This window comes from Acinetobacter sp. 479375 (assembly GCF_000581715.1).
Lineage (GTDB): Bacteria > Pseudomonadota > Gammaproteobacteria > Pseudomonadales > Moraxellaceae > Acinetobacter > Acinetobacter ursingii.
Genome location: NZ_JEZN01000013.1, coordinates 40,541 through 58,125, shown reverse-complemented (window position 1 = coordinate 58,125; position 17,585 = coordinate 40,541). Strand labels below are relative to the sequence as shown.

Annotated in this window: 16 protein-coding genes; 9 read left to right on the top strand and 7 right to left on the bottom strand. The window is 41.2% G+C overall.

From position 1 onward, the window contains the following. Window positions 1-9 precede the first annotated feature (9 nt). From serS to lolA, 3 genes are all read right to left on the bottom strand, one after another. Window positions 10-1,281 (bottom strand): serine--tRNA ligase, encoded by a 1,272-nt coding sequence (gene serS, locus J500_RS11470; RefSeq protein ID WP_034699712.1) that lies wholly within the window; start codon window positions 1,279-1,281, stop codon window positions 10-12. A gap of 117 nt (window positions 1,282-1,398) precedes the next feature. Continuing rightward, complete coding sequence (locus J500_RS11465; RefSeq protein WP_004996478.1) at window positions 1,399-2,181, bottom strand: RsiV family protein; 783 nt, start codon at window positions 2,179-2,181, stop codon at window positions 1,399-1,401. A 159-nt stretch (window positions 2,182-2,340) separates the two neighbouring features. Beyond that, window positions 2,341-3,036 (bottom strand): outer membrane lipoprotein chaperone LolA, encoded by a 696-nt coding sequence (lolA, locus tag J500_RS11460; protein ID WP_004996475.1) that lies wholly within the window; start codon window positions 3,034-3,036, stop codon window positions 2,341-2,343. 300 nt (window positions 3,037-3,336) lie between these two features. Between lolA and J500_RS11455 the strand changes: the two genes are divergently transcribed. Continuing rightward, window positions 3,337-4,221, top strand: a complete 885-nt coding sequence (locus J500_RS11455) for a pirin family protein (protein ID WP_004996474.1) — start codon at window positions 3,337-3,339, stop codon at window positions 4,219-4,221. A 63-nt stretch (window positions 4,222-4,284) separates the two neighbouring features. Here the strand turns inward: J500_RS11455 and rpmA are convergent, their stop codons facing one another. Next, entirely contained in the window at window positions 4,285-4,542 is a 258-nt protein-coding gene (rpmA, locus tag J500_RS11450; protein WP_004929519.1) for a 50S ribosomal protein L27, read from the bottom strand. A gap of 18 nt (window positions 4,543-4,560) precedes the next feature. Continuing rightward, entirely contained in the window at window positions 4,561-4,872 is a 312-nt protein-coding gene (rplU, locus tag J500_RS11445; RefSeq protein ID WP_004664501.1) for a 50S ribosomal protein L21, read from the bottom strand. A 437-nt stretch (window positions 4,873-5,309) separates the two neighbouring features. Here rplU and sdsA point away from each other — a divergent pair, with 437 nt between their 5' ends. The 8 genes from sdsA (at window position 5,310) to J500_RS11405 (ending at window position 16,006) form a co-directional block, all read left to right on the top strand. Continuing rightward, a complete protein-coding gene (sdsA, locus tag J500_RS11440; protein WP_034699705.1) occupies window positions 5,310-6,287 on the top strand; it encodes an All-trans-nonaprenyl-diphosphate synthase in 978 nt (325 codons plus the stop codon). Window positions 6,288-6,299: 12 nt separating this feature from the next. Further along, complete coding sequence (locus tag J500_RS11435; protein ID WP_034699702.1) at window positions 6,300-8,354, top strand: site-specific recombinase; 2,055 nt, start codon at window positions 6,300-6,302, stop codon at window positions 8,352-8,354. Between the two features lie 189 nt (window positions 8,355-8,543). Next, on the top strand, window positions 8,544-9,182 hold the full coding sequence (locus J500_RS11430) for a phosphatase PAP2 family protein (RefSeq protein ID WP_034699700.1): 639 nt from the start codon (window positions 8,544-8,546) through the stop codon (window positions 9,180-9,182). Next, window positions 9,179-10,441: an AdeA/AdeI family multidrug efflux RND transporter periplasmic adaptor subunit gene (locus tag J500_RS11425; protein WP_034699697.1), complete on the top strand. Its 1,263-nt coding sequence runs from the start codon at window positions 9,179-9,181 to the stop codon at window positions 10,439-10,441. The genes J500_RS11430 and J500_RS11425 overlap by 4 nt, the downstream gene beginning before the upstream one ends. A 12-nt stretch (window positions 10,442-10,453) precedes the next feature. Beyond that, window positions 10,454-13,633, top strand: a complete 3,180-nt coding sequence (adeJ, locus tag J500_RS11420) for a multidrug efflux RND transporter permease subunit AdeJ (protein ID WP_034699694.1) — start codon at window positions 10,454-10,456, stop codon at window positions 13,631-13,633. After that, entirely contained in the window at window positions 13,633-15,084 is a 1,452-nt protein-coding gene (adeK, locus tag J500_RS11415; RefSeq protein WP_004996466.1) for a multidrug efflux RND transporter AdeIJK outer membrane channel subunit AdeK, read from the top strand. Before adeJ ends, adeK begins: the two co-directional genes overlap by 1 nt. A 100-nt stretch (window positions 15,085-15,184) precedes the next feature. After that, window positions 15,185-15,535, top strand: a complete 351-nt coding sequence (locus J500_RS11410; protein WP_004996465.1) for a YbjQ family protein — start codon at window positions 15,185-15,187, stop codon at window positions 15,533-15,535. A 9-nt stretch (window positions 15,536-15,544) separates the two neighbouring features. Continuing rightward, window positions 15,545-16,006 carry a YbjQ family protein gene (locus J500_RS11405; protein ID WP_004996463.1) on the top strand — a complete coding sequence of 154 codons (462 nt, stop codon included), beginning with the start codon at window positions 15,545-15,547 and terminating at the stop codon, window positions 16,004-16,006. A 32-nt stretch (window positions 16,007-16,038) separates the two neighbouring features. Here J500_RS11405 and J500_RS11400 read toward each other — a convergent pair whose 3' ends face one another. Together J500_RS11400 and J500_RS11395 are read right to left on the bottom strand one after the other, a co-directional pair. Beyond that, window positions 16,039-16,845 carry an SDR family NAD(P)-dependent oxidoreductase gene (locus tag J500_RS11400; protein ID WP_004996462.1) on the bottom strand — a complete coding sequence of 269 codons (807 nt, stop codon included), beginning with the start codon at window positions 16,843-16,845 and terminating at the stop codon, window positions 16,039-16,041. A 25-nt stretch (window positions 16,846-16,870) separates the two neighbouring features. Beyond that, a complete protein-coding gene (locus J500_RS11395; protein ID WP_004990399.1) occupies window positions 16,871-17,551 on the bottom strand; it encodes a hypothetical protein in 681 nt (226 codons plus the stop codon). Window positions 17,552-17,585: the final 34 nt, after the last annotated feature.

Here is a 17,585-nt window from a genome sequence, read left to right as displayed (position 1 = left end):
TCGATCTGATTAATCGATATAAGTTGTACCGCCCATGTAAGGACGTAATGCTTCTGGAATTTCGATCGAGCCATCAGCACGTTGATAATTTTCCATCACCGCCAATAAAGTACGACCTACCGCCAAACCAGAACCATTTAAGGTATGTACCAATTCAGTTTTTTTCTGATCCGCGCGATAACGTGCCATCATACGACGTGCCTGAAAGTCACCCATATTTGAGCAGCTTGAAATTTCACGATAGGTATTTTGACTTGGCACCCACACTTCTAAATCGTAAGTTTTGGTTGAACCAAACCCCATACCCCCGCCACAAAGAAGAATTTTACGATAAGGTAAGCCAAGTGCCTGTAAGATTCCCTCAGCATGACCTGTTAATTCTTCTAATGCCTGCATCGAATTTTCTGGTTTAACGATTTGCACCATTTCAACCTTATCGAACTGATGTTGACGAATCAAACCACGGGTATCACGTCCATAAGAACCAGCTTCACTACGGAAACAAGGCGTATGCGCCGCATATTTAAGCGGCAAACGATCTGCATCAATGATTTCGTCACGCACAAAGTTGGTCACAGGGACTTCAGCAGTGGGGATTAAGTAATATTCTTTTTCGCCTTGTAGTTTGAACAAGTCTTCTTCAAACTTTGGCAGTTGACCTGTACCACGTAATGAATCTGCATTGACCAAATACGGTACATACGCTTCGGTATAACCATTTTTTAAGGTATGAGTATCTAGCATGAATTGCGTTAAAGCACGTTGTAACCGAGCTAAAGGCCCTTTCAATACGCTAAAACGTGATCCCGTCAACTTGGTTGCGGTTTCAAATTCAAGACCGCCCATCCACTCACCCAAATCGGTGTGATCTTTTATTTCAAAATCAAACTGGCGTGGTGTTCCCCATTTTGAGATTTCCACATTGTCATTTTCATCTTTGCCTTCTGGCACAGAATCATCTGGCAAGTTTGGAATACTCAGTGCTTTGTCTTCAATTTCAGCCTGTAATTCTGCTAAAGCAACTTCTGCTGCCTTAATTTCATCACCAATGGCCTGCATACGCGCCATGATCTCAGAGGCATCACCGCCTGCTTTTTTAATCTGACCTACCTGTTTAGCACCAGAATTACGTTCTGCCTGTAAACTTTCAGTTTTGGATTGAAACTCTTTACGGCGCGCTTCCAAAGATGCCCATTCAGCAGGATCAAGTTGTACACCACGTTTTGCCAAAGCCTGATTTACAGCTTCAATATTATTTCTGAGTAATTTTGGGTCGATCATAGCCAATCATAAGTTGCAAAGAAAAACTGCCTATAGTGTAAGTGCTTCACAGCAAAAAATATAGTCACTATGAAGTGACTATATTTACAAATCATGATTTTAGCTTTCAGGTATTGATTATTCTTTAGGTAGCACAGGCTGACTAGGTAAATATTCAGGTTTGACTACATCTATGGCCTGATCATAAGGTAATGTCAATTCACTTAAACCTTCGGCATAAGAAGCCAGTTCATACAGTGGATACACAAAGACAATGCCTTCATTACCATAGTAGAAGTTATCGCTCAGTTGAAATTTATCTTTGCTAATATTGTGTTCTTCCAGCCAGCTTTGATTAAAGCTATATAAGCGATCACGCACAGTTGTATCGCTTCCTTCTTTCAGTAAGTCTGCAACACTCACGCGCTTTTTCTTATTCAAGTCAAAAATGACATATTCTTCATGATGCATCCCATGTGCAGCGCCCGCTGAGTAGGTATAGCTATATAACTGAAATGAAGCCAAATTATAGTTTTGTCCTAAATAACGCACGAACATGATGCTTTGACCATCTTGTGGCATACCTTCTGGTAATTTGACTTGCTGATCCTGAATATTGTCAAAAGCATTTGGATCTGCTTTTTTTATACGATTGATAAAATATTCATTGATCCATGGCTGATTGGTTTCGACTGTCTGAAAGTTGTATTCGGTACAGCCGTCTTCCAGACACAGCTTATTTTTCGGTAATTTGACGGCGACTACTTTCGACTGAATAACAGGAATACTAACTTTTGCAACTTTGGTTTCAGTCGAAGTTTCCTTTTTACTCTCCGTTTTTGGCTGACAGCCCACAGTGAGAAATACAGCGCTTAAAAATGGCAGAATCAATAATGTTGTTTTAAAGTGTCGTGCAGACATTGCCGCCCCTTTTGATCGTTTTCGATGTTCATTTTGATCTACTATACAAAGCTCTATTTATACTGAACATTGAAAATATGTATCTATACGATCCATCAAAAAATTAACCGCCCAAAATGAGCGGTTAATTAAAACGATGTTCTGGAAATCAACGAGATATTATTGATCAATAATATCTGTTCCCTTTGGAGGGGTGAAATTGAAAGTCGAAGCGGGAATCGATGGATTTAGCTTCACATTATTAAAACGCACATAAGTCGTTTGGCCCAAAGAGTCCTGTAAAATCATCAAACTTGGGGCTTTATTTGCACCAAAACTAATGGTCAGACTTTGAAAAGCACCTTCACTATCTTTAGGGTATAAGGTGTAATAAGTTTTGCTGCTATCGGGCTGAGTCACACGATAAGATTGCATAATCTGATTGGTATTGCCTGACAACAATAACGCAGGTGTATTGGCAACCTGATCATCCAGATTTTGGCGTACCGCTTGCTGTAAATCAGGGTCATAAATCCAGACGGTTTTACCTGTTGTCGCAATCGTTTGTTTTGAGGGTGAAGTCGTTTCCCAGAAGAATTTACCCGGACGTTCTACTTTCATCACCCCTTTAAAGGTTTGATTCATATGTTGTGCGGTTAGACCTTTATTTTTTGGCGCACGGGTATTATTGGTGGCTTTTGTCGTTTGTTCAAAATTGGCAGATAAACTTTGCATACCACTCAATTGTTTCACTAGGTTTGAGGTCGCTTGCTGTTCCGAAGCTGCCGTGGCCGCAAAAGCAGTTGCGCTCATGACAGGTGCAACCACACTGGCGCTTAGAGTTAATGCATATGCCACTTTTTTTACGGAAATCATAAAATAAAACCTCTAATCAGTTTTTACTGTTATATCGATATCTTACTGTTTTTGAAAACTAAAATTGTGGAGAAACACATGGATTTTGTGTAATTAATGTCTCCAACCACAATTTTATGTACAAAAATCACTGCATTATGAAGAAAATAACAAGATAAAGATATTCAATTAGATACCGAACTATTATGAGAGGAGATATCAAAATTAAAATACAGTGTTCTATTATACGGACTGATCTTATCTGGATAAAAGTCATATGCTAAACAGATGACAATAGATTAAAAATAATGGAGTTCACCTATGAAAAGCCTTGCATTTATTCATCGCAACGATACCCGTTTTTCAGTCGGTGACTTCTACCCTGTACTTTCCGTGTTTTCTTATCATGAACTAGGCAATACCGTTTCCCCTTTTTTATTGTTGGATCATTTAGGTCCTGGCGTATTAAGTCCGCCAAATAAACGTCGTGGTGTAAATGAACATCCACATCGCGGCTTTGAAACCGTAACCTTTATGTTTGAAGGTGAGTTAGAACATCGTGATTCTACTGGCAGTGGCGGAATCATTGCAAAAGGCGACGTACAATGGATGACTGCGGCCTCTGGCGTGATGCACCGCGAACAATTTAGTTCTGCTTTTCGTGAGCACGGTGGAGCTTTTGAAATGGTACAACTTTGGGTCAACTTACCCACTAAAGATAAAATGACCGAGCCACGTTATCAAAGTTTAAAAAATGCCGATATTCCAAAGGTTGAATTGGCTCAACAGGCAGGTTCAGTTCGAGTCATTGCAGGACAATACCAACACGTACAGGGTCCCGCACTGACCTACAGTCCAATGACTGTTTTAGATATTGATCTACGTCAAGGACAGCACCTGATCTTGCCTGCCCAACATGGGGACAGCACTTTGCTTTATTTGCGTCATGGTCAGATACAATTTACCGAACAAGATGAGCTTTTAGAAGAGCAAGCGTTGGCTGTGATGTCGAGTCATGGAGACAATATTGAAATCACGGCATTGCATCACAGTAAATTACTTTTACTTTCAGGAAAGCCATTAGGTGAACCTATCAATGGTCAAGGTCCTTTTGTCATGAATACTTATGATGAAATTTTACAAGCCTATGACGACATTAAACATCATCGATTTATTCGCAATCAGGCTAAAGAGACAAGTTCGTAAAACAAGTAATAGCTTTAAACATAAAAAAACCCGCAAGATGCGGGTTTTTTAAACTATTAAAACTTATACAGATTCAACAGTTACATAGCGACGGCCAAATTGACCTTTCACTTCAAACTTTACTACGCCATCAGCAGTAGCAAATAAAGTATGGTCACGACCCATACCTACGTTAGCACCAGCGTGGAATTCAGTACCACGTTGACGAACGATGATGTTACCAGCAGTTACTGATTGACCACCGTAGATTTTAACACCTAACATTTTAGGATTCGAATCACGACCGTTTTTAGTCGATCCACCAGCTTTTTTAGAAGCCATGTCTATTACTCCTCGTGATTAGCCTGCAATACCCGTAATTTTCAACTCGGTAAACCATTGACGGTGACCTTGTTGTTTACGGTAGTGTTTACGACGACGCATTTTGATGATGCGGATTTTGTCGTGACGACCATGACCAACCACTTCTGCAGTTACTTTTGCGCCAGCAACAACTGGAGCACCGATTTGAATGCTATCACCATTTACAACCATTAATACGTCATCAAACGTAATAGTTGAGCCAGTTTCAGCTTTCAACAATTCAACTTTAAGGGTTTCACCCTCAACTACACGGTGCTGTTTACCACCGCTTTGGATTACTGCGTACATAACGTACTCCAACCAAGCCCGTGTCGTCGTGTCGATAAAGGGATATATCGATCTTAAAACGAACGCCACTGGGATGTATAAGGCGAAAGATTTTAAGGGATAACTGGGCAAACAACAAGTATTTTGATGCAAAATTACGCAAGCTAAAACAAAAAAACAAGAAGAAAGACAGTTAAACTTTATGATCGGCTGAATCAATCTAGTATTTCGTTTGAATATGTGTAAAATCGCAAATAAGGTTTAAAAACAAATTGCTACTATAAAACCACTCAACATGGAGCTTCTCCCTATCGCTGGCTAGACAATATTTAACATCAAACGTTTATACCATTGTATCGGTATGAAAACTTGTGTTTTGTCATTCATTTGAGTTTAAGATTTTATAGCTTTAAATCCATTGAGCAAATTACCAATATATTGATGAGGTTTCCTTTCATATGGCCATCGACTTTAAGCAAGATATACTCGCGCCTGTAGCTCATGACTTTGCTGTGATGGACACATTTATTAATGAAGGGATTACCTCAAAAGTCGCTTTAGTCATGGCGGTTAGTAAACATGTAGTCGAAGCTGGCGGTAAGCGTATGCGCCCCATCATGTGTTTGCTGGCAGGTCAGGCATGTGGAGTTCAAGACTTAGAACATCATCGTAAATTGGCTGCGATCATTGAAATGCTGCATACCGCGACGCTAGTACATGACGATGTTGTGGATGAATCAGGCTTACGTCGTGGCCGCCCAACAGCCAATGCGACATGGAACAATCAAACGGCGGTTTTGGTAGGTGATTTTTTAATCTCCCGTGCTTTTGATTTATTGGTCGATCTAAACGACATGGTCTTACTCAAGGACTTTTCAACAGGAACCTGTGAAATTGCCGAAGGTGAAGTGTTACAACTTCAGTCGCAACATGACCCTGAAACTACAGAAACAACCTATTTAAATATTATTCACGGCAAAACTTCCCGACTATTTGAACTGGCCACCGAAGGCGCAGCGATTTTAGCCAATACCCCCCAATATCGTGAGCCATTACGTCATTTTGCCGGTCATTTTGGCAATGCTTTCCAAATTATTGATGATATTTTGGATTACACTTCTGATGCAGAAACCTTAGGTAAAAATATCGGTGATGACTTGATGGAAGGTAAACCCACATTGCCATTGATTGCCGCGTTACAAAAAACTACTGGCGAAGAACATGACATTATTCGTAAAAGTATTTCCACAGGTGGGATCACGCAACTTGAGCAAGTCATCCAGATTGTGCAAAATTCGGGTGCTTTAGAGTATTGTCGCGCCCGTGCTGAACAAGAAACACAAGCTGCGCTTGATGCTTTAAATCAATTACCAGATAGTGAGGCGCGTCAAGCACTTACCAATCTAACTTTAATGGCTTTACATCGGATTCAATAATCTCTTTTGCCTATGCATATAAATTTATCTGATCTTTACATTCAAATGCAACAACAGCTTGATCAAACTCAAGCTGTTTTAGATGAACATATTATTATTGAGCTGATCAATCGTATTCGTCCAAGCGACAGCAAAGATCAAGATGAAATCAATGATAAGTTTGAGGCATTTGTCGAGTCTTTACTGATCGGACCTAACGCCGCCAACACCTTACAAAGCTTTTTATTACGCCTAATCAACCAATACAAACAAACCAGCTTATATGCCGACAGTGGCATATTGTCTTTAGATGGTTTTTGGAACCAGTTAGTCAAACGTCTTGGCGCACATTTTCTCCCTTTGATTCAGGATGACCATGACCTAAGTACCTTGATTGGCAAGGTATTTCATCAACGTAGTGACAAATATTGGCTAAATGCGATTGATGAAAAGCACTGGTATGCTCTTTTTGAAATCATTGGGCAAAGTAATAGCAATATCGATGAAAAACGTGCCATTCAGGATCAAATGATTAAAGCCATTACGGTTTTATCTTACCGTATCAGTGGTATTGGCTTATATCCAGAATTTATTAATGCACAGCCTGAACTGACCGAATATGAATCGCCCTTTTTAGTGCAAAATCGAGAAGTGATCGATTTTATTGAAAAATTTAAAAAGCAGCATTATACCGGTCACGAAGTTGCAGTGCTCGAACCGCCTGATGCCTCTCAAGCCTTTGTTATGTTTGAGCAATGTCGGGAAGTTGTACTTAAAATACGACGAGCCACCAAACGGATCGGTGTCAGTCTGAGTCTGACTTATTTATTGTCCTTGCTTGAGCAATGTCTGGATCGAATTGAGTTACTTTTAAATATTGTGGTGGGTGATGCCCAAATTCGTTATCTCTCACTGGGTGAATTTTTAGAAGATATTACAGAAGCACATTATAGTGAAAAAAGCGTACGCTCACTGATGACCACAAACAGTGAGTTAATCGCCTTACAAGTGACAGAAAACGCCAGCCGTACTGGTGAACACTATGTAAGTACCGATAAAAAAGGTTTTTTTGAAATGTATCGGGCCGCCGCAGGTGCAGGTGTGATCATTGCCATCATGGCAACGCTGAAAATATTGGCAGCACGACTCACCCTTGCCCCCATGATGCATGCCTTTATTTATAGTATGAACTATTCATTGGGCTTTGTTCTGATTCATGTTTTGCATTTTACTGTTGCGACAAAGCAGCCTGCCATGACTGCGGCTGCGCTTGCTTCGACTGTACAACAACGTAAAGGCTCAAGAACGGCTCAAATTGCAGAACTGGCAGCCCTGATTATCAATATTATCAGGACACAGTTTGTTGCGATTTTAGGAAATATTTCTATCGCCATTCCTACGGCTGCCATCATTACTTATCTGTGGCAATACTTTTTGGATGAACCATTACTCAATCACGCAAAAGCCAATATCGTACTGCATAGTTTGAACCCTTTTACCTCGCTGGCTATTCCCCATGCCGCTATTGCTGGTGTGTGTTTATTTTTATCAGGCTTGCTGGCGGGTTATTTTGACAATATGGCTATCTATCGTAAAGTCGGCCCACGGTTGAAAGCACACCAACGGTTGGCAAACTGGATGGGTCAAGAGCGTCTCAATAAATTTGCCGACTACATCCAACGTAATCTTGGCGCACTTTCGGGTAATTTTATTTTCGGGATTATGCTCGGGAGTATGGGAACCATAGGCTTTATTTTAGGTTTACCTCTAGATATCCGACATATTGCGTTTGCTTCTGCCAACTTTATACAAGGTTTGATGTGTATTAATGGCCCCCCAGATATTGGACTCATTATCGTATCGTTTATGGGGGTATTGCTGATTGGTTTAACCAACCTTTTCGTCAGTTTTACATTGACGATTATTGTTGCTTTACGCGCACGTCGGGTACGCTTTGAACAATGGAAACCTTTAGCCAAACTGGTAATCACACATTTTCTCACTCGTCCTAGTGATTTTTTCTGGCCACCCAAACAGCCTCTTGAAGTGGATGATGGTACAGCCAAGTCAGGATCAGCATCACACTAGCCTCGGCTCTAATAATGAAGAAAATGTGCCAAAATTCACTTAAAATTGTTATATTTGTGTGCTGATAGTTAAATATTTTCAAAAAAGAAATTAGTATAAATAACCTAGTCTTGAAAAAAAGTGTACTGGCGAGTACACTTCATAACCATATTCCAACCGATAAGCTTGGTTAAACTGAAGGTTGTAAGCATGCCCTACCTAATACTCTGTATTGGTTGCATTTTATTTTTGTTGAGTGTGTTTGGTTTATACTCTCCCGTCATCTCAGGATTTGATCTACATGCAATTCAAATCCTGAATGAACACCGAAATAAAACGCTCAATCAAATTGTAATTACTTTAGCTTATTTAGGTGGCATGCCTTTTGTATTATTTTTTACTATGGTCTGGTGTTTAGTCTGCGCATGGTATAAAAAATACTCAACACTCATCTTCATTTTAATAGGTGTGAGCGGAAGTATTGTTTTAGGATGGTTATTAAAGTGGTGTTTTAATCGGCCCAGACCGCCAGAAGTCTATCAGCTGGTGGTCAACTATGGCGCATCATTTCCCAGTGCTCATAGTGCCTACGCGGCTACTCTTGCCAGTTTAGTCATCTTGATTTATCAAAATCATCCTAAAAGATTATATTTCCTAATGGTTTCCTGTTTTTGGCTGCTTAGTATGGGGCTCTCAAGAGTGTATGCAGGTGTTCATTATCCTACAGATGTATTAGCGGGTTGGAGTATCGGTTTTATTTGGATCTCACTGCTTTGGTTGTGGAAACAAAGCAAGTTGAACAACAACAAATTATTTTTAGATAAAGCTCTAAATGAGGTGAAACAATGATGTCTGCAAAGCTTTGGGCTCCAGCCCTTACTGCTTGCACATTAGCAGCAAGTATCGCACTTGTTGGCTGTAGCAAAGATCCAAAAGATGCGCAGCAAGCTGGTGCAGCTCAGCAAATGCCCCCGACTGAAGTGGGTGTGCTTGTCGCACAGCCACAAAATGTCGAACAAACAGTTGAGCTTTCTGGGCGTACAACAGCCTATCAAGTTTCTGAAGTGCGTCCTCAAACGAGCGGTGTGATTCTGAAGCGTTTATTTACAGAAGGAAGTTATGTTCGTGAAGGTCAGTCATTGTATGAACTGGATTCAAGAACAAATCGTGCCACTTTAGATAACGCCAAGGCAGCATTGTTACAACAGGAAGCGAATCTAAACTCACTTAAAACCAAGATGAATCGTTATCAACAATTGGTTTCAAGTAATGCGGTTTCAAAACAGGAATATGATGATCTGGTTGGACAAGTAAATGTTGCGCAAGCTCAGGTTACAGCCGCTAAAGCGCAAGTTAAAAATGCCGAAGTCGATTTAGGTTACTCAACTATCCGCTCCCCAATTTCTGGTCAATCTGGTCGTTCCTCTGTAACGGCTGGGGCATTGGTTACTGCGAATCAGACCGATCCATTGGTGACGATTCAACAGTTAGATCCAATTTATGTTGATATCAACCAATCGAGCGCAGAATTGTTACGTTTACGTCAACAATTAAGCAAAGGCAATCTGGACAACAGTAATAATACTAAAGTCAAAATCCGCCTAGAGGATGGTTCAACCTATCCAGTTGAAGGACATCTTGCATTTTCAGATGCGAGTGTAAGTCCAGATACGGGCAGTGTTACTCTACGCGCAGTATTCTCAAATCCAAATCATTTATTACTTCCAGGCATGTACGCAACCGCTCAAATTACACAAGCGGTTATTCCGAATGCTTATCTGATCCCACAGCAAGCGATTACTCGTACGCCAACAGGCCAGGCGACCACTATGCTGGTCAACGATAAGGGTGCGGTAGAAACCCGTCAGATTCAGACTGCGGGTGTCCAGGGGACAGACTGGATTGTAACGGAAGGGCTTAAAGCAGGCGATAAAGTAGTTGTTGATGGTGTGGCTAAAGTGAAAGAGGGTCAGAAGGTTTCAGCTAAGCCTTATCAGCCGCAATCAAAAGCAACGCCAGCACAAGTACAAAAGCCTGATGCTGATAAAGCGAAAATAGCTGAATCAAATAAAGTTCAACCTGAACAAAAAGCTACTTCAAATACATAAGGGGTAGACTGAATGGCTCAATTTTTTATTCATCGCCCCATCTTCGCATGGGTGATCGCACTGGTAATTATGCTGGCGGGTATTATTACCCTCACCAAAATGCCTGTTGCACAATATCCGACGATTGCTCCCCCCACGGTAACGATTTCTGCAACTTATCCTGGGGCTTCTGCTCAAACTGTTGAAAATACTGTCACTCAAATCATTGAACAACAAATGAACGGTTTGGATGGCTTACGTTATATTTCATCGAATAGTGCGGGCAATGGACAAGCATCCATTAACTTGAACTTTGCACAAGGTGTCGATCCAGATATCGCCCAAGTTCAGGTTCAAAACAAATTGCAATCTGCAACAGCACTTTTACCAGCTGACGTACAACGTCAGGGTGTAAAGGTGACAAAGTCAGGCGCAAGCTTTTTGCAAGTGATTGCCTTTTACTCACCAGATAATAGCCTTTCTGCTTCTGACATTAAGGACTATGTAAACTCAAATATCTCTGAGCCACTTAGTCGTGTCGCAGGTGTAGGTGAAATTCAGGTATTTGGTGGTTCGTATGCAATGCGCATCTGGCTAGATCCAGCCAAGCTCACGAGCTTTAAACTTACACCAAATGATGTTGCAACAGCCATTCGTGCACAAAACTCTCAAGTTGCGGTAGGTCAGTTAGGTGGTGCACCATCGACCGAGGGTCAAGTGCTGAATGCGACTGTCAATGCGCAAAGTATGTTGCAAACACCTGAACAATTTAAGAATATATTTCTAAAAAATACATCTTCTGGTGCTCAAGTCCGTTTGAGTGATGTTGCGCGTGTTGAACTCGGGTCAGATAACTATCAGTTCGACTCTAAATTTAATGGTAAGGCTGCTGGCGGTGTTGCGATTAAACTGGCAACTGGTGCAAATGCACTAGATACAGCAGCGGCTGTAGAAAAGCGCCTCAGTGAACTTCGTAAAAACTACCCAAATGGTTTAAAAGATCAACTGGCTTATGACACTACACCGTTTATTAAGCTGTCGATTGAAAGTGTTGTACACACGTTGATTGAAGCTGTCGTGTTGGTGTTCATTGTCATGTTCTTATTCTTACAGAACTGGCGTGCCACGATTATCCCAACATTGGCTGTTCCAGTGGTTGTATTGGGCACATTTGCTGTCATTAACATCTTCGGTTTCTCAATCAACACGCTCACTATGTTTGCGATGGTCTTAGCGATTGGTCTTCTGGTCGATGATGCGATTGTTGTGGTGGAAAACGTTGAACGGGTAATGCAGGAAGAACATCTGGAACCTGTCCCTGCGACCGAAAAGTCGATGAGTCAGATTTCAGGCGCCTTAGTCGGTATTACCAGTGTGTTAACAGCGGTATTCGTACCGATGGCGTTCTTTAGTGGAACCACTGGGGTAATTTATCGTCAATTCTCGATCACGCTGGTTACTGCGATGATCTTGTCATTGATCGTAGCACTTACCTTTACCCCTGCCCTATGTGCAACCTTGTTAAAACAGCACGATCCAAACAAGCAGGAAAGCAACAATATTTTCGCGCGTTTCTTCCGTTGGTTTAACCGTAGCTTTGAAAGACTTTCGGAGAAATACCAAGGCGGTGTCAATCGTATGACCCACCACAAGTTATTCTCTGGGGTACTTTATATTGTTGTGATTGCCGCTTTGGTTGGCATTTATAAAGTTTTGCCATCTTCATTCTTACCAGAAGAAGACCAAGGTGTGGTGATGACACTGGTTCAGTTACCACCGAGCGCGAGCTTGGAACGAACCGACAAAGTCATCGATACCATGACAGGCTATTTCTTGAATAAGGAAAAAGAAAATGTAGAGTCAATCTTTACAGTTGCTGGTTTCTCATTCACAGGGGTGGGTCAAAACGCGGGTCTTGCCTTTATTAAATTAAAAGACTGGAGTGAGCGTACGACACCAGAATCACAAATTGGTGCCATCATCCAACGTGGTATGGCATTGAATATGATTGTGAAAGACGCATCTTACATCATGCCATTACAGTTACCTGCAATGCCTGAATTAGGTGTATCTGCTGGTTTTGACATCCAATTAAAAGATGCGAGTGGTCAAGGTCATGAAAAACTGATTGCTGCACGTAATGCGATTTTAGGTATGGCTGCACAAGACAAACGTCTTGCAGGCGTCCGTCCTAATGGTCAAGAAGATACGCCTCAGTATCAAATTAGTATTGACCAAGCACAAGCAGGCGCAATGGGTGTGAGTATTGCGGATATCAATACAACCATGAGCATGGCTTGGGGTGGTACTTATATCAATGACTTCGTTGACCGTGGTCGTGTGAAAAAGGTATATGTCCAAGGTGAAGCAAATACACGTATGATGCCTGAAGACTTGAACAAGTGGTATGTGCGTAATAGCAGTGGCACGATGGTTCCTTTCTCAGCATTTGCAACAGGCGAATGGACTTATGGTTCACCACGTCTAGAGCGTTATAACGGTGTATCTTCTGTAAACATCCAAGGTACTCCAGCACCGGGCGTAAGTTCAGGTGATGCAATGCTCGCGATGGAAGAAATTATTGGTAAGTTACCTTCTATGGGCTTAACCGGTTTCGACTATGAATGGACAGGTTTATCTTTAGAAGAACGTGATTCGGGCAATCAAACAGCACCTCTTCTTGTTCTTTCATTATTAATCGTATTCCTGTGTCTTGCTGCACTCTATGAAAGCTGGTCTGTACCTGTTTCGGTATTGCTGGTTGTACCTTTAGGTATCGTCGGTGCATTTGCCTTGACATGGTTAGGTATGATCATTAAGGGCGATCCAAACTTATCCTTTAACATTTACTTCCAGGTTGCAATTGTTGCCGTAATTGGTCTATCCGCGAAGAATGCGATCTTGATCGTAGAGTTTGCAAAAGAGTTGCAAGAACAAGGTGAAGACTTGTTTGATGCAACCCTTCATGCTGCAAAAATGCGTTTACGCCCAATTATCATGACCACCCTTGCATTCGGTTTTGGTGTACTTCCGCTTGCCCTTTCAACAGGTGCTGGTGCAGGTAGCCAACACTCGGTAGGCTTTGGTGTCCTTGGTGGTGTAATTAGTTCTACACTGTTGGGTATTTTCTTCATTCCAGTATTCTTTGTTTGGATTCGTAGTATTTTCAAATACAAACCTAAGAAACAAAATAATCAGGAGCAAACATCGTGATGCAAAAAGTATGGTCTATTTCAGGTCGTAGCATTGCGGTATCTGCACTTGCGCTTGCTTTGACTGCATGTCAAAGCATGCGTGGTCCAGAACCCATCGCTCAAGCGGATATCCCAACAGGATATATTGGTTCAACGACAGGTCCATCTGTTGCAGAACAAGGCTATAAAGACTTTTTTGCTGATCAGCGTTTAGTCCAAGTCATCGAGTTAGCACTAGCCAATAACCGTGACCTCCGTACGGCGACTTTAAATATTCAACGTGCTCAGCAAGCGTATCAAATTAGCGAAAACAACCAACTGCCAACCATTGGTGCAAGTGGTAGTGCTGTTCGTCAAGTCACACCGACTCGTGATCCAAATAATCCTTATTCCACCTTTCAGGTCGGATTAGGAGTGACCTCTTATGAGTTGGATTTTTGGGGACGTGTTCGTAGTCTAAAAGATGCTGCCCTCGATAATTATCTCGCGACGCAAAGTGCGCGTGATGCGACACAAATTAGTTTGGTCAGTCAGGTGGCTCAAGCTTGGTTAAGTTATTCTTTTGCTAGTGCGAATTTGAAACTGGCTGATCAGACCTTAAAAGCTCAACTTGATTCATATAATTTGAACAAAAAACGCTTTGATGTCGGGATCGATAGTGAAGTTCCTTTACGTCAGGCGCAGATTTCTGTTGAAACTGCACGCAATGATGTAGCGAACTATAAAACCCAAATCGCGCAAGCACAAAACTTGTTAAATTTACTGGTCGGGCAACCTGTTCCACAGAACTTACTACCAAATCAACCTGTTAAATCTGTAACACGTCAAAATTTATTTGCGACGGGCTTACCAAGTGACCTGTTGAATAATCGTCCTGATGTAAAATCTGCGGAATATCAATTGAGTGCTGCTGGTGCCAATATTGGTGCAGCAAAAGCTGCGTTGTTTCCAACGATTAGTCTTACAGGTTCGGCAGGTTATGCGTCTGCTGAATTAAGCGATTTGTTTAAATCTGGCTCAGGTATGTGGTCAATTGGACCAAGTATTAACCTGCCAATCTTTGATTGGGGCACTCGTCGCGCGAACATTAAAATTTCTGAAACTGATCAGAAAATTGCATTGTCTGATTATGAGAAATCAATTCAGTCAGCATTCCGTGAAGTTAATGATGCATTAGCCACACGTGCCAATATCGGAGATCGTATCTCAGCGCAACGTCGTCTGGTGGAAGCAACCAATACAACTTATAACTTATCTAATGCCCGCTTCCGCGCTGGTATTGATAACTACTTAACGGTATTGGATGCACAGCGCTCATCTTACTCAGCAGAACAAGGCTTATTGTTACTTGAACAAGCCAATTTGAATAATCAAATTGAGCTATACAAGACTCTGGGGGGTGGTGTTAAAGCCAATACCACAGATACTGTTGTTCATCAGCCATCAAGTGCTGACTTGAAAAAACAGTAATTCTCAATAGTTTGAATAAGCTCACTTCGGTGGGCTTTTTTATTGCATCTATATGACTTTTTTTATATCTTCATAACACCATTTTTAAAAAAATAAGTATATGTTATTAAGTAATTTAGAAAGTATGCCAGGTTATCTCATCAGACAACAACTTGATGTCGTGTACGGAAGCACTGTTCGTAGTAAACATGCGGGACGCGATTTACTTGCAGGTTTAAAAAATATCGTAGGCGGTGAACTCACCGCATATACCGAGCTTCTGGAGGAATCCCGTCAGGAGGCTATGCAACGTATGATTGCTAAAGCTGAGCAATTAGGTGCAAATGCAATTGTAGGAATACGTTTCTCGACATCTAACATTGCACAAGGTGCATCCGAACTTTTTGTGTATGGTACCGCCGTGATTGTGCAACCTCATGCACCCAAACTCCCCGACCCTTTTAGTTCTTAAGGCATACTTATGGAAAATCTTATTTTTCAGGTTGTTCTTTTTTTGATTCTTTGTGCTATTGGATGGGGTTTTGGTCGGTATTTTGAACGAAAACACTGGCGTGAACTTGAGCACAAAGAGCAGCAACTTGCTCATATTCGCATTGATAGTAATCGCTTTGTCTATAGTGAATTATCAGGTCAATTTATTTCAAGTAATGTTGTGATTTCTCATGATTATTTTAAATACATCATTGCCAATATCCAGAATTTTTTAGGGGGGCGACTCACCAGTTATGAAACCGTAGTCGATCGTGCACGAAGAGAAGCCATTGTCCGACTTAAACAAGAAGCTATTCGTCACGGCGCAGATAAAATCATGGGACTACGTTTAAGTACCACGGAACTCGGTATGCAAGGCGGTATGGTCGAAGTATTTGCTTATGGAACAGCTATTTTTGCTAAAGCTACAGCAGAACAATCAAGAAGTTGAGAGCAACTTCTTGATAAAACCAAATAAAGCTATTATTTCACTTTCATTTTACGAATCATTTTATAAAGTAAAGAAGGGGCTAAGCGAGAGATTAAAACACCTAGTTTTTCTTTAGTCCCCCCGACTACAATATATTCCTGTTCCTGCATAAGTGCCTTCACCACTTCCTGCGCAAATTCATCGGCTTCCAGTCCATTCTCAATTGCTTCATCCTGATGAGCTTGTGGCTTTCCTTCGCCATTAAGCGCATTAAAAGACACATTGGTTTTAACAAAGCCTGGAAAGATCACCGAAACTCCTACGCCAAACTGCGCAATTTCAGCACGTAAGCTATTCGCCCACATATGAATCGCTGCTTTAGCTGCCGAATAACTAGCGCGATATTGAGTGCCTAACAAACCCGCCACACTAGACACAAAGGCAATTCGACCTGATTTTTGCTGAATAAATGTCGGAAGTACGGTTTTAGTCAGATAAACTTGTGAAAAATAATCCACTTCCATAATCGCACGTTCAGTTTGCATAGTGGTGTCCTGAATGAGCGCGCGTTGACTCAATCCTGCATTGTTAATGAGCCAGTCAATTTTTCCTTTTTCTTCCAGAACTTGTACATAGGCATGGCGAATTTGAACTTCGTCGGTAATATCCGCAGCAATTGAAAGATGTCGTTCAGGTTTAAATAAACTGATTCTGACATTTTCCAGTTCATCGTATCGGCGCGCGGTTAAGATAACCTGCGCTCCCTGTAATGCACATTCACGTGCTAAAGCTTTGCCTAAACCCGATGATGCCCCAGTAATCCAGACGACTTTATTTTCAAGTGTTGTTAACTTCGCCATGTTTATTTCCTTATAAATAATGAAACTATGTTTCTTTTTGCATAAAAATCAGAAAGTGTTCAATATATTCATTTGCTGTGCTTGAATCAATTTTTTCACCTAATTTTTCAAGACGTTTGTATCCTAGATGCGTGGTCATCTTAATCACACCATTAAGGGTTTTATCGACAACCAAATTAAATTTGAGCAGTTTCTTAGGCTTACGAATAAGACTGGTAACCCCCTCGTCCACAATCTGAGTCAGTACCTGAAATGCCTTAGGCACATAACTCATCTGCCCTTCGCGCACTTTTTCAATATGTGCAAAAGCTTCTTGAACCAAGGATGGATCTAACTCATAACGAACATAAATTTGTCGATTATGCTCACTTAATAAATCTGAAAAATAGTTGACTAGCGGTGTTAATCGTTCATTGCTAAAAAAAGAAACAGACCACGGCATATATTTACGCATAGTCTCTAAAACCTGTTGAACTACTTTTTCTGATTCTGCGACATGCTTTTGCGCATCTACACTATTCTTTTGCTTTTGTTGATATAACAAATCGGCAAAGACCTGCTCAATAATTTCACAGGCAATTTCAGATAAGACATTCCCCAATGCCTTAGACTGACTTTGTTCAGCGCCCAAATTTAATTGGGTACGAATATTTTCAAAACGACCATGTGTTGCTTCATTAATTTTTAAAAAAACTGCATATCCCATTGCATCATCCCTAAATTCCTAACATCTTCTGTAG

Bases quoted from the DNA above. Each gene is read 5' to 3' on its own strand.
- serS (WP_034699712.1), bottom strand. From the start codon at position 1,281: ATGATCGACCCAAAATTACTCAGAAATAATATTGAAGCTGTAAATCAG.
- J500_RS11465 (WP_004996478.1), bottom strand. From the start codon at position 2,181: ATGTCTGCACGACACTTTAAAACAACATTATTGATTCTGCCATTTTTA.
- lolA (WP_004996475.1), bottom strand. From the start codon at position 3,036: ATGATTTCCGTAAAAAAAGTGGCATATGCATTAACTCTAAGCGCCAGT.
- J500_RS11455 (WP_004996474.1), top strand. From the start codon at position 3,337: ATGAAAAGCCTTGCATTTATTCATCGCAACGATACCCGTTTTTCAGTC.
- rpmA (WP_004929519.1), bottom strand. From the start codon at position 4,542: ATGGCTTCTAAAAAAGCTGGTGGATCGACTAAAAACGGTCGTGATTCG.
- rplU (WP_004664501.1), bottom strand. From the start codon at position 4,872: ATGTACGCAGTAATCCAAAGCGGTGGTAAACAGCACCGTGTAGTTGAG.
- sdsA (WP_034699705.1), top strand. From the start codon at position 5,310: ATGGCCATCGACTTTAAGCAAGATATACTCGCGCCTGTAGCTCATGAC.
- J500_RS11435 (WP_034699702.1), top strand. From the start codon at position 6,300: ATGCATATAAATTTATCTGATCTTTACATTCAAATGCAACAACAGCTT.
- J500_RS11430 (WP_034699700.1), top strand. From the start codon at position 8,544: ATGCCCTACCTAATACTCTGTATTGGTTGCATTTTATTTTTGTTGAGT.
- J500_RS11425 (WP_034699697.1), top strand. From the start codon at position 9,179: ATGATGTCTGCAAAGCTTTGGGCTCCAGCCCTTACTGCTTGCACATTA.
- adeJ (WP_034699694.1), top strand. From the start codon at position 10,454: ATGGCTCAATTTTTTATTCATCGCCCCATCTTCGCATGGGTGATCGCA.
- adeK (WP_004996466.1), top strand. From the start codon at position 13,633: ATGCAAAAAGTATGGTCTATTTCAGGTCGTAGCATTGCGGTATCTGCA.
- J500_RS11410 (WP_004996465.1), top strand. From the start codon at position 15,185: ATGTTATTAAGTAATTTAGAAAGTATGCCAGGTTATCTCATCAGACAA.
- J500_RS11405 (WP_004996463.1), top strand. From the start codon at position 15,545: ATGGAAAATCTTATTTTTCAGGTTGTTCTTTTTTTGATTCTTTGTGCT.
- J500_RS11400 (WP_004996462.1), bottom strand. From the start codon at position 16,845: ATGGCGAAGTTAACAACACTTGAAAATAAAGTCGTCTGGATTACTGGG.
- J500_RS11395 (WP_004990399.1), bottom strand. From the start codon at position 17,551: ATGGGATATGCAGTTTTTTTAAAAATTAATGAAGCAACACATGGTCGT.